Source organism: Streptomyces sp. NPDC051286 (assembly GCF_044455345.1).
Classification (GTDB): domain Bacteria; phylum Actinomycetota; class Actinomycetes; order Streptomycetales; family Streptomycetaceae; genus Streptomyces.
Window position 1 is genome coordinate 1 of sequence record NZ_JBITER010000089.1, and the last position, 10,780, is coordinate 10,780.

11 protein-coding genes and 3 pseudogenes are annotated in these 10,780 nt (G+C 68.3%); 9 read left to right on the forward strand and 5 right to left on the reverse strand.

Annotated features, from left to right (window positions below):
* Positions 1–337: 337 nt before the first annotated feature.
* From ACIBB8_RS36305 to ACIBB8_RS36315, 3 genes and pseudogenes are all read left to right on the forward strand, one after another.
* Positions 338–1,135 carry a methyltransferase domain-containing protein gene (locus tag ACIBB8_RS36305; protein ID WP_398959511.1) on the forward strand — a complete coding sequence of 266 codons (798 nt, stop codon included), beginning with the start codon at positions 338–340 and terminating at the stop codon, positions 1,133–1,135.
* A 200-nt stretch (positions 1,136–1,335) separates the two neighbouring features.
* Positions 1,336–1,502, forward strand: a pseudogene (locus ACIBB8_RS36310) (site-specific integrase); the annotation flags it as partial.
* An 80-nt stretch (positions 1,503–1,582) separates the two neighbouring features.
* A pseudogene (locus ACIBB8_RS36315) lies at positions 1,583–2,122 on the forward strand (transposase); the annotation flags it as partial.
* Between the two features lie 246 nt (positions 2,123–2,368).
* On the opposite strand, the gene ACIBB8_RS36320 reads toward ACIBB8_RS36315, so the two are convergent.
* The 5 genes from ACIBB8_RS36320 to ACIBB8_RS36340 form a co-directional block, all read right to left on the reverse strand.
* Complete coding sequence (locus ACIBB8_RS36320; RefSeq protein ID WP_398959512.1) at positions 2,369–3,136, reverse strand: DUF899 domain-containing protein; 768 nt, start codon at positions 3,134–3,136, stop codon at positions 2,369–2,371.
* Positions 3,137–3,197: 61 nt separating this feature from the next.
* Positions 3,198–3,389 carry a hypothetical protein gene (locus ACIBB8_RS36325; RefSeq protein WP_398959514.1) on the reverse strand — a complete coding sequence of 64 codons (192 nt, stop codon included), beginning with the start codon at positions 3,387–3,389 and terminating at the stop codon, positions 3,198–3,200.
* Positions 3,389–3,763, reverse strand: a complete 375-nt coding sequence (locus ACIBB8_RS36330) for a DUF2182 domain-containing protein (protein ID WP_398959516.1) — start codon at positions 3,761–3,763, stop codon at positions 3,389–3,391. Before ACIBB8_RS36330 ends, ACIBB8_RS36325 begins: the two co-directional genes overlap by 1 nt.
* A gap of 26 nt (positions 3,764–3,789) precedes the next feature.
* Positions 3,790–4,140: an ArsR/SmtB family transcription factor gene (locus ACIBB8_RS36335; protein WP_398959518.1), complete on the reverse strand. Its 351-nt coding sequence runs from the start codon at positions 4,138–4,140 to the stop codon at positions 3,790–3,792.
* The gene (locus tag ACIBB8_RS36340; RefSeq protein ID WP_398959520.1) at positions 4,127–4,561 is read right to left on the reverse strand and encodes an SRPBCC domain-containing protein; all 435 of its coding nucleotides are present in this window, start codon (positions 4,559–4,561) and stop codon (positions 4,127–4,129) included. The genes ACIBB8_RS36335 and ACIBB8_RS36340 overlap by 14 nt, the downstream gene beginning before the upstream one ends.
* A gap of 81 nt (positions 4,562–4,642) precedes the next feature.
* On the opposite strand from ACIBB8_RS36340, the pseudogene ACIBB8_RS36345 reads away from it, so the two are divergent.
* From ACIBB8_RS36345 to ACIBB8_RS36370, 6 genes and pseudogenes are all read left to right on the forward strand, one after another.
* A pseudogene (locus ACIBB8_RS36345) lies at positions 4,643–5,240 on the forward strand (IS6 family transposase); the annotation flags it as partial.
* 721 nt (positions 5,241–5,961) lie between these two features.
* Positions 5,962–6,204, forward strand: coding sequence for a hypothetical protein (locus ACIBB8_RS36350; RefSeq protein WP_398959522.1), 243 nt, complete (start codon positions 5,962–5,964; stop codon positions 6,202–6,204).
* A gap of 100 nt (positions 6,205–6,304) precedes the next feature.
* The gene (locus ACIBB8_RS36355; protein WP_398959524.1) at positions 6,305–6,835 is read left to right on the forward strand and encodes a pyridoxamine 5'-phosphate oxidase family protein; all 531 of its coding nucleotides are present in this window, start codon (positions 6,305–6,307) and stop codon (positions 6,833–6,835) included.
* 43 nt (positions 6,836–6,878) lie between these two features.
* Positions 6,879–7,007, forward strand: a complete 129-nt coding sequence (locus tag ACIBB8_RS36360) for a hypothetical protein (RefSeq protein ID WP_398959526.1) — start codon at positions 6,879–6,881, stop codon at positions 7,005–7,007.
* Complete coding sequence (locus ACIBB8_RS36365) at positions 7,004–9,523, forward strand: excinuclease ABC subunit UvrA (protein ID WP_398959528.1); 2,520 nt, start codon at positions 7,004–7,006, stop codon at positions 9,521–9,523. Before ACIBB8_RS36360 ends, ACIBB8_RS36365 begins: the two co-directional genes overlap by 4 nt.
* A 440-nt stretch (positions 9,524–9,963) precedes the next feature.
* Positions 9,964–10,170 (forward strand): hypothetical protein, encoded by a 207-nt coding sequence (locus ACIBB8_RS36370; RefSeq protein ID WP_398959530.1) that lies wholly within the window; start codon positions 9,964–9,966, stop codon positions 10,168–10,170.
* Positions 10,171–10,780 lie beyond the last annotated feature (610 nt).

The window sequence follows — 10,780 nt, forward strand, 5'->3', positions numbered from 1 at the left end:
GAGATCTACCGGCTCATCGTCCCCACGAGCACCCCAGCCAACCACCCAAGCCCCGCGGGAGTCGTTGCTTGACATCCATAGGGGCATCAACGCCCAGGGAGCGGCTGGCGCAGTCGGAGCAGGCCATCGACGAGCTGACAGGCTTCCGCACTCAGGTCCTGGCCTGCCTTGCCGCACAACACGAGGAGATCGTCCGGCTCCGGGAAACAGCCGCGGGAACGAGCCGAGTCAGCCGCCTTCCTGCGCCCCGAACCACCGCGATCGGCTCGTGCAGTTGAACATGTTGCTGTTCTACCCGAACCCGGAGTCACCACGGCCCGGCGGATATCGTCGCCAGATGCCTGAAGCTGCTGAGAAGTTCAACACCGCGATGACCACCTGGCGGGAATGGCAGGACGCCCCCTGGGGCCGACTGCGCTACTCGATCGCTGAAGCCAACCTGCTCCGACACCTCGACGGTCTGGGCAGTGAACCGCTGCGCGTGCTCGACCTTGCCGGCGGAGACGGCGGCGACGCCATCCGCCTCGCGGCCCGAGGGCACCATGTCACTATCGCTGACTACGCACCCGCCATGCTCGCCGCGGCCACCGAGCGGGCGATGGCCGACGGCCTGACAGAGCTGATCACGTGCGTCGAGGCCGACGCGACCGATCTGCCTCGCCACCTCATCGACGGCGCCTTTGACGTGGTGCTCTGTCACAACCTCCTGCAATACATGGGCGACGTCCCGGGCATGCTCACCGCGGCGCTTGCCCCGCTGAAGCCCGGGGGTCTGATCTCCGTCATGGCGATCAACCGGCATTCGGCGCCCTTGAACATCGCCGTCCGGGACATGGACCCTGCGGCCGCGCTAGCCGCCCTTGACACCGGTCAGGCGCGGACCGAGATGTTCAACTCGGCGCTAACGCTCCACACGGCGGAAGAGACCATCCCCATCCTGCAGAACCTCGGCTGCCGGGACATCGGCCACTACGGCATCCGCAGCTTCTGCGACTACATCACCGACGAGGAACGAAAGCGTGATCCGGCGTTCTACGCCGACCTGGAACGCCTTGAACTCGCCACTACAGCCCGCCCGCCCTACATGCACACCTCTCGCCTCTTCCAGCTCACTGCCTGGAAGCAGACCAACTGATATCGGACGAGCCGTCTTGGTTCCGGCGCGTCACACGTCGCCCAGGCGGCTCTCCAGGACACTTTAAAGATGTGATGCGCGTCACTCAGACCTCGTCGATTCGCGACACGGCCTCAGTGGCTGAGTCGCAAACGCAGCACCGAGTCCACCCAGGCGAATAGCGACACCCCCCATCCCTGCACACGGTCTCTACGGACACAAGGCACTCTTCACTGACCCACCTCGGGAGCAGGGTGCGTCCCTGCTGATGCTGATGGCCAAGTCGAGGCACAAGAATGCGGAGAACGTCCGACGGTACTTCAAGCCGTCGGCGGAGGCCATCGCCGAGGTGACCAGTCTGCTCGCGCTGGGGGACGCGCGGCGCTGAGCGGGCGTGAGGCGTGAGGTTCGGGCGCTGCCCTCGGGTGTGCCGGCCGGGGTTCTTCTGCGACGTAGCCCGGCCGGCACCAACCGCCGCTCGTCGAGGCCGCCCTCGGCAAACAGATGCTCGCCCTGCTCGTCCAGCTCAACGCCGCCTGCACCGCTGCCAACCAGCTCGCCGAGGCGGTGGAAGACGCATTCCCTTAACACCCGGATGCCGAGATCCTGTTGAGTTTCCCCGGGCTCGGCATCCAGCTCGGCGCCCGGATCCTGGCTGAGATCGGGGACGACCGCACACGCTTCACCGACGCCCGCGGCCTGAAGGCATACGCAGGCTCCTCGCCCATCACCAGAGCCTCCGGCAAGAAGTCATCCATCACGCGGCGGTGGGTGAAGAACGACCGGCTCAACCACGCCGGCTACCTCTGGGCCTTCTCCGCCCCGAACGGTTCGCCCGGCGCCAAGGCCCACTACCGCAGACGATGCGACGGGCACGGAGACTGGCACGCAGCCGCCCTGCGAAACCTCTTCAACCGCATGATCGGCCAGCTCTACCACTGCCTACAGCACCGCAAGCTGTTCGACGAACACACCGCGTTCCCGCCCGAACTCGCCGCCGCGGCTTGACGCGTTGGTGTGGTGAGGTGTCTGGCGCATCCTCACCAAGCTCCGCCTGAACGCCCGACACGCCACCACGCTGCTGCGGGCGCTGCTCGTGCTGACCAACACCGAAGTCGCCCGCTGATAGCCGATCTCGGGAGCAGGCAACCGCCCGCGACCCGCCCGAGTACGAGATCAGTAAGTCACACCAGCCTCAATGACCTGCGAGTTCGAAGTGAGAGGAGGCTCAGTGAGCAACTTCAGTGACCTCGCTCACTGGTTGTCGTACTCGTCATGGCGGCGCCACCAGAAGCCGTTCTCGTTGCGGCCGAGGGGGGCGCGGTCGAGCCACTGGTACATGCCCCACAGGCCGTCCAGGCCGCGGGAGTACGACGAGTAGGTGTGGTAGACGGCGTCGTCCTGCAGGGCGAACGCGCTCATCCCGGGGCCTTCTCGCCGGTACGTCTGCCAGTCCGTGTCTACGATCGACTGGGTGAAGGCGTCGCGGGAACCCTTCTCGTCGGCCGTCGCCGGCCGCAGGTCCTGCTCACCGAAGTTGTACGCGACGGCTCCCGCTTCCCACTCCTGCTCGGTGTGTGCCACCCCGAAGTCGAAGTTGAAGTCGCTGCCGTAGGACGACGCCCACGGGAAGCTCCAGCCCATCCGCTGCCGGTACGCGTGGAGCTTGGCGAGCGGGGCCCGTGACACCGCCCAGAACGCGACGTCGTGGTGGGCGAGATGGACCACGGAGCCGTCGAAGCCGTCGGCGATCGCCGAGCAGGACGGGCATCCGGCGGTGTAGTCGGGCCCGAACATGAAATGGTAGACGAGCAGCTGCGAGCGTCCCTGGAACAGGTCGGCGAGTGACACCGTGCCCTCGTCGGTCTCGAAGCGGTAGTCCTTGTCCACCCGGACCCAGGGCAGCTCCTGCCGTTGCCGGGCCAGCTCGTCACCGCGCCGGGTCAACTCCTTCTCCGCCTTGAGCAGTTCCAGCCGCGCGGCCAGCCATTCCTCGCGTGTCCCCGTCTTATGAGTCGTCATCGTCTGTCTCCTTATCTTGTTTCTTGTTTCTTTTCGATGTACTTGTCTTGCTTTCCTGCCGTCACATCGGTGGTGCGAGCCCCGGGACCAGGAAGGGTGCGACGACGATCACCAGTCCGAGCCCGATGATCGCCAAGGCCGCCGGAACGTCGATCGCGCTCTTCGCGGGCAGCAGCTTCTGGGCGCTCATGAGGACGGCAACCACCGACATCCACAGCGGGCTCATCACGTCCAGTGCCACCAGCATCGCCATCAGCCCGATGCCGGAGCCGACGCAGTACAACCCGCGGCCGTCGACCCGTGTGGCCGGTCCAGCGCGTACGCCACCACGCCTGCGAGTACCCAGACGGCCAGGTAGGACCCGGTGAACGGCAGCGCACCATGCAACCCGCCGTTCCGGCGGACATGCCTGACGAGGGCCGGGGCCGCGCCCGGCAGCATCATCGCCGCCATCATCGTCGTCCATGTCGCGGCGAAGAGCCCAGACGACCCGGGCCTGGTCGCGAGCCCCATGTCCATGCCGCGCATCAGCCAGAGCGAGACCGCCCAGCAGGCCGCGGCGAGCCCGAGTGCCACCCCCGCCGCGATCGTCGGCTCGGCCGGCCGCTGGGATTCGGCGTGCACCATCGGATCTCCTTCCGCGCCGGTCCCGGTCACGTGGATCCGCGCGCTTGGTCGTCGAGGTGGTCCTTCAGCGCGCCGAGCGGGCCGTCCCAGTCGCGCGCCAGCGCGGCCAGGAACTGTTGCGCCACCTGCATCGGCGCGGAGCACAGCCGGTACCGCACCCGGCGCCGCTCGCCCGGTTCGGCCGTCACCAGGCCGGCCTCGGCCAGCAGGGCCAGGTGTTTGGTGATCGCCTGCCGGGTGATCGGCAGCCGCGCGGCCAGGTCCGTGGCCGTGGCTGGCCCTCCCGAAGCCAGCGCGGCCAGGATGGCGCGCCGACTAGGGTCGGCCAGGGCGGCGAAGACCTGTTCGGCGATCGCCTCGGTGTCAGGCCGTGGCATCGAGGTGGTCGACCAGTTCGCCCAGTTCGTGCGTCCAGCCCTTGGTGTGGTCGTCGTACTCCTTGCCGCGGACCTCGTCCGGGAGCTGGGCGAAGCCGGTCTCGACCACCGTCAGCCGGGTGCCGGAGGCGACCGGTTCGAGCGTGAACTCCACATAGGTGCGGCGCGGATCGTCCTCGGGCAGCCCCGGGACCTTCCAGGTGTAGCCGAACACCGTCGGCTCCTCCACCCGTTCCACCCGCATGTCGGCGGTGTGGCCGCCGTCCCATTTCATCCAGGCCGAGCCGCCCGGGCGCAGATCGATCCCCGCCTGCTGGCCGAACCAGGCGCTCAGTCCCTCGGCCGTGGTGAGTGCCGCCCACACCTTGGCCGGCGTGTGCGCGATCTCCATGGTCCGCTCGATGCGATCAGGGAATGCCATGACTACCTCCATAGATATAGCAACCACTTGGTTGCCACATTATGGCAACCAAGTGGTTGCGTCAACCTGGGCAGGGGATCGCTGGTGTCGTTTGTGCCTCCGTCGTACAAGGGGCACCGGTACCCGGTCGAGGTGATCTCCCACTGCGTGTGGCTGTACTTCCGGTTCCCGCTGTCATTGCGTGAGGTTGAGGAGCTGATGCTGCAGCGCGGCGTCGTCGTCTCGTACGAGACGGTCCGCCGCTGGTGTGCCAAGTTCGGGCAGAGCTACGCCAGTGCGCTGCGCCGCAGGCAGCCCCGTCCCTGTGACACATGGCATCTGGACGAGGTCTTCGTCAGGATCAACGGAGAGCAGAAGTACCTGTGGCGGGCCGTCGACCAGGACGGAACGGTACTGGACATCCTCGTGCAGAACTGCCGGAACACCGCCGCGGCCAGGCGGTTCTTCCGCCGCCTGAAGAAGACCCGTACGGTGCCCCGGGTGGTCGTCACCGACAAGCTGTGCTCCTACGACGCCGCCCACCGCGAGGTCATGCCCTCGGTGGAGCACCGATCCCACAACGGTCTGAACAACCGGGCGGAGAACAGCCACCAGCCCACCCGGCAACGCGAACGCGCGGATGAAGGGCTTCCGCTCCGTCGGCGGGACGCAGCGGTTCCTGTCGGCGTTCAGCGGCATCTCACCTCATTCCGGCCCCGCCGCCACCTGATGACCGCATACGACCACGGGGCCGAGATGACCATCCGCTTCGCCATCTGGGACCACATCACCCGCGCCACCGGCCTGCCCACCGCGGTCCGAACACCGGCCCGGAACCCGGCCCCCGCCACGCCCCGACACACAGGCAGACACGTACTCACTCAACAACGTGACAGCGCCCCGCCCCGGAGGATATGCGGTGAGGGCCTGTCGGCGGACCGGCGTTCACCGGCGGCCGAACCACCACCGCGTGCAGTGTCCCGGAGAGCGGCACCCCGAGGAACGCAACCGCAGGCGGGTCATCGTCCCACGTTGGGTCGACGACACGGCCATCGGGCGTAACGCACCAGGCGTGTTCGAAGGCCGTCTGGCCGCCCAGACCGGGATCGGCGATCCCTTCGACGTAGTGCAAGCCGTCCACCTTCGCCGCGAGCCTGGCCGCGTTGGCGTAGCAGGCCTGCTCCCGGCCACGTAGGCGCCGTAGCTCCCGAGGGAACGGTGTCGGCCGGCACCACATCCCACCGTCCAGCACCAGCTCAGGAATCGAGCCGTACCGGGCGGCACCCCGCTGGCGCGGTCGTCGCCCAGGACCGCACGGCGCATCGGAACGGTGATTGGCGCTATCTCTCCGCCTGGCGGCTCGCTATCGCCAATGAGCGTTCCGTTGTTCCCGATGGGCCGAGCAGACGCTGAGGGAGCTGTTGAACGTGCTGGGGTGCCGCTCCAGCAACACCGTCCACCAGCCGGTGATCGGGGCTTTGGAGCTGGTCAAGCGGTATGCCAAGGCGGGCAACACCACGTACTACGGCCATCACCCCAGCCGCAAGACTGGGGGCCGTCATCGAGACGACTTGACCGACCGTTCGCCGATCTGGGCGGCTGGGGACAAAGTCCAGAGGAAGGTCTCTGGCCAGGCGGCCCGGCGGCGTCCGCAGGCCGGATGAAAAACATGACACAAGACGTCCGGTTTTAGAAGGACCATGGGTTCACCGGTCGGCACCGATGTGGGCGTGGGCCGGGCCCCGCGGATAGACAAGGACCTCAATGCGCGAAACACCAGAAGATCTCAAAGAGCTCCAGGCCCTCCTCGGCGCCTCCCTCTCCCGCTCCACCTCGCACCTCCGCTCGATCATCAACACCGAGCGCACACTGACCGCAGAGCAGCTCACCCGGGTCCTCACCGGCATGTGCACCCTCGCCCTGTCCACCGTGACGGGCAAGGGCGAGCCGCGGATCAGCGGTGTGGACGGGCACTTCCTACGCGGAAAGTGGCATTTCGGCACGGCGCGCGGCGCCGCCAAGGCCCGCCATCTTGCCGCCCGGCCCGCCGTCAGCGCCGCGCACATGCGCGGTGAGGACCTGGGCGTGTTCACGCACGGCACGGTGGAGATCCTCAACCCCCGGCCCGGCGAGCCGGCCGCAGACTGGCCGGACCTGCTCGCCTACCTCAAGGACTTCTACGGCGACGACTTCTTCGACTGGGACAACGATGTGGTCTACTACCGGCTGCATCCGCACTGGATGACCGTCTACGCCCCCGACATCGCGAAGCTCACTGCGGCGCCCCGGCCCTGATCCGCAGCACGGGCCGCATCGAGACCGGCCGCTGAGAGATCTGGTGAAGCTGCCGCTCGGCGCCATTGACGACGAGCGGCCGCCGCGTAGTGGCGTGATCGGTTTGTTCGGCATGGGCGGGGGCCTGCTCGCCCATGTTCTGCTGTGTTGCGAGAGGGTGGACGAAGGTTGACTGCGTTCGTACGGGACGTCGGGAGTATGGGGCGCGAGGCCATCGAGGTGGTGGGGGCTCGTACCAACAATCTGCGGGACGTGTCGGTGAGCATCCCCAAGGGGTGGCTCGTCGCCTTCACCGGAGTGAGCGGCAGCGGCAAGACCTCGCTGGCCATCGACACCCTGCACAACGAGGCGCAGCTGCGGTATCTGGAGGGGCTTTCGCCGTTCGTGCGGCAGTACATCACCCAGCGCAATCGGCCGAAGGTCGACCGCATCCTGGGACTCGGCGCGACGCTTGCGGTCGACCAGCGCCGTCTGAACCGCAACCCCCGGTCCACGGTCGCGACGATCACCAGCATCGACGGGCATCTGGGGCTGCTGTACTCGCGCCTTCCGGGGATCGGCGCGGACCCGGCGGCGGAGAGTGGGGACGGGCATCTGATGACCGCTCATTTCGACCGCAATGCGCCGGAAGGGAGCTGTGCGGACTGCCACGGGGTGGGCGGGCGCTGGCAGGCGCAGGAGGACCTGGTCATCACCCATCCGGAGCTTCCGCTCTTCGAGGGGGCCTCGCCCTGGTACGCGAAGTGGCGGTCGGGGGAGCACGCCTTTGTACCGGCGCTTGCCGAGAAGCGGGGTGTGGACCTTGGTCGGCCGTGGCAGTCGCTGCCTGAGGAGTTCCGTCACTGTGTGCTGTACGGCACGGGTGAGGAGAAGGTCGAGACGACCGTCGACATACCGAACAAGAATGAGACGGCCGTGATGACCTACACCTCGAGCCAGCCGCTGAGGGGCGCGCTCGCCGAGGTGGAGCGGGTGTTCGTGAACGCCCAGACTGCCAGCGCCAAGCAGCGCTACCTGCCGTACATGCGCAAGCAGCCGTGCGACACCTGCGGCGGCAGTGGGTACGACCAGGTGGCCCGGTCCGTGCGGCTCGGCGGGCTGACCTATCCCGACCTGCTCGAGGTGGAAGTACGGGAGGTGCGCAGCTGGGCGAAGCGCGTGGCGGGCGACCTGGACGCCCGGCAGCGCGAGGTGGGTGAGCCGCTGCTGCAGGACCTGGGCCGCAGACTCGGGATCCTCGACCGGCTCGGCCTGGCCCATCTCCAGCTGTCCCGGAGCGCGGCGACGCTGTCCGGGGGTGAGTTGCAGCGAACCCGGCTCGCCGCGCAGCTCAGCACCGAGCTGAGCGGCATCGTCTTCGTCCTGGACGAGCCGGGGACCGGGCTGCATCCGGCGGACAAGGCGCACCTGCTCGACATCGCCCTGGAGCTGCGCAAGGCCGGCAACACGGTGCTCCTGGTCGAGCACGACCCTGAACTGATCGCCCGGGCCGACTGGGTGATCGATATGGGGCCCGGCGCGGGCCGCCGCGGAGGTGAGGTCCTGGTGTCGGGGCCTCCCGCCGACGCGGCCGCCCACCCGACGTCGCTGACCGGACGCTATCTGGCCGGTGAGGGGCCGCGGCTGCGCCGGACCCGCCGTCCGGCCGGGGATGACACCGGCTGGGTGGAGCTGCACGGCCTGCGTGCGCACAACGTGACCGCGGACCTCGTGCGTTTCCCTGCCGGTCGGCTCACCTGCCTGACCGGGGTGAGCGGCAGCGGCAAGAGCAGCCTGCTCGGCGCGCTCGCGGCGAGCGTGGAGGCCGCCCTGAACGGGACGACGACCGACACGGTGCGACAGGTGACCGGCCTCGAGGGGTTCGACTGGGTCGCCGTCATCGATCAGGAACCGCTCGGACGGACGCCGCGGTCCAACCCGGCCACCTACAGCAAGGCGTTCGACATTGTCCGCAAGCTGTTCGCCGAAACCGACGTGGCGCGCGGACGCGGGGTCAAGGCCTCCTGGTTCAGCTTCAACACCGCGGGTGGCGGCCGCTGCGAAACCTGCACCGGTTATGGCCGCAAGCTGGTCGACATGCACTTCCTGCCGGATGTGTGGGTGGTCTGCGACGCGTGCGCGGGTCGGCGCTACAAGCCGGAGGCTTTGGAAATCAGGTATCAGGGGTTGGCCATCGATCAGGTGCTGGAGCTGACCGTCGCCGAGGCGGTGGAGCAGTTCTCCGAACCCCGGCAACTCGCGGAAACTCTGGGAGCCTTGAACCAGGTCGGGCTTGGCTATCTCCAGCTCGGCCAGAGCGCCACAGAGTTGTCCGGCGGCGAGGCGCAGCGGCTGAAGCTGGCGTCCGCGATCCAGCGCGGTGCCGCGGGCCGCAAGGCCGGCCTCGTCGTTCTCGACGAACCCGTCTCGGGCCTGCACCCGTCCGACATCCAGCGTGTGGTGGATGCGCTCGATGTGTTGCTCGAATCGGGCAACACCGTCGTCGTGGCCGAACATGACATTCCCGTCGCCGCGTCCGCGGACTGGGTGATCGACCTGGGGCCGGGAGCCGGTCCGGACGGGGGTGCGGTGGTCGCGGAGGGCACTCCGGACGCCGTCGCGACCGCGGACACTCCGACCGCCGGTTTCTTCCGGCGGTACGCGGCGGGCCTGCCGCTCCTTGAAGTGCGGGAAGGCGCGCGCTGCTGAGGGGGCGGGGCGCGTCTTGCGCCACGTCCTGCACTGTCGTCCGCGCCCTCGCCGAGGACGAGCGCCCGCGCCTGAAATCGGTGCCGGAGCACTGCGAGTATCTGGCCACCGAACAACATGTCCGCGCAGACCTGCGAGAACCCCCGCTAACGGCGGTTCCGTTCCGATTCACTCCGAGCCCCGGCGGCGCGGCCGACGCCTCATTCATTCGTAACTAGCTTGACGGGTGATGCAAGTTGCACCATGGGTGCATCACCACCCAAAAGGGTGACGAGCGTGGAGGATGTTCTCAGTCGGCCCGAGCGGCCGTAGGCGCTCCTCTGACTCGCAGACCGCGGGTCCCGTGCTCCTTCCCCCGGCACGGGGCCCGCTGCCCACCACCAAGGCAGACACCGGCACCGCCCGCACGGACGGGGCCGACCGAGCAGACGGGCAAGGACATGGCCTCCACGACGCACAGCGCCGCACGCAGTGTCGAGCACTGCCGGTCCCTGTCCCGCCGCGTCGGTGCCCGCTCCGGCCCCGCATCGTCCCGAGCCGCCGGTACGGCCGACGGCAGCGGATGGCCCGACGCCACGCAGATGTGGACGTGGGCGGCCGAAGCGGCGATGTCGGGCTACGGGCCGGGGAGCGCGTATTTCTGCTGAAAGCCGACCGGCGGCTCACGGGTGGCGTCGAGCAGGGCGCCGACGGAGAGCCGGCCGGCCGACAGTGAGAGAAACCGTGACTTCTCGTGAACCCGCCGCCTTCCGTTTGCGTTTACCAAGTGTGTGACTCCCGCTGCGCGGCATGAGATCGCGGGATGTGGGCTGCTTCCCGCCCTTCCCCCGACCGGGAAGCACCTGCCCGCCGGGTCCCGCACGCTCGACCGTGGTGTCAGGAGAGCGGGACGGGGGCTCGGCGGTTGTGCGCCGAGCCCCCACCGGGCGTCGCGGATCAGGCGCGCCAGGAACCGTCCGCACGGCGGTGGGCGGCGGGTGGCCGTTACCTCATCGGTTCCATGGTCAGGCGACTGAAAAACAACTGGCCGAAGCTCTCGGTGGACAAGACCAAGCGGTCCCCGCACAGCGGCAGAACTTCCACTCGGCTCTCGCCGCGGCAGGACACCCCCACAGAGTGGCGCGTTGGCTGACCTGTGCCGGAGTGCCCGCCCTCCTGTCCCAGCTAGCCGGAGACTTCGCACATGGGGGTTTAGGTCTGTAGCCAGCGGGGTCGGGTTTCATCGATGCCGAGGAGTTCGAGCAGGTGTGCTTCGAC

Bases quoted from the DNA above. Each gene is read 5' to 3' on its own strand.
- ACIBB8_RS36305 (WP_398959511.1), top strand. From the start codon at position 338: ATGCCTGAAGCTGCTGAGAAGTTCAACACCGCGATGACCACCTGGCGG.
- ACIBB8_RS36320 (WP_398959512.1), bottom strand. From the start codon at position 3,136: ATGACGACTCATAAGACGGGGACACGCGAGGAATGGCTGGCCGCGCGG.
- ACIBB8_RS36325 (WP_398959514.1), bottom strand. From the start codon at position 3,389: ATGGCGATGCTGGTGGCACTGGACGTGATGAGCCCGCTGTGGATGTCG.
- ACIBB8_RS36330 (WP_398959516.1), bottom strand. From the start codon at position 3,763: ATGGTGCACGCCGAATCCCAGCGGCCGGCCGAGCCGACGATCGCGGCG.
- ACIBB8_RS36335 (WP_398959518.1), bottom strand. From the start codon at position 4,140: ATGCCACGGCCTGACACCGAGGCGATCGCCGAACAGGTCTTCGCCGCC.
- ACIBB8_RS36340 (WP_398959520.1), bottom strand. From the start codon at position 4,561: ATGGCATTCCCTGATCGCATCGAGCGGACCATGGAGATCGCGCACACG.
- ACIBB8_RS36355 (WP_398959524.1), top strand. From the start codon at position 6,305: ATGCGCGAAACACCAGAAGATCTCAAAGAGCTCCAGGCCCTCCTCGGC.
- ACIBB8_RS36370 (WP_398959530.1), top strand. From the start codon at position 9,964: ATGGCCTCCACGACGCACAGCGCCGCACGCAGTGTCGAGCACTGCCGG.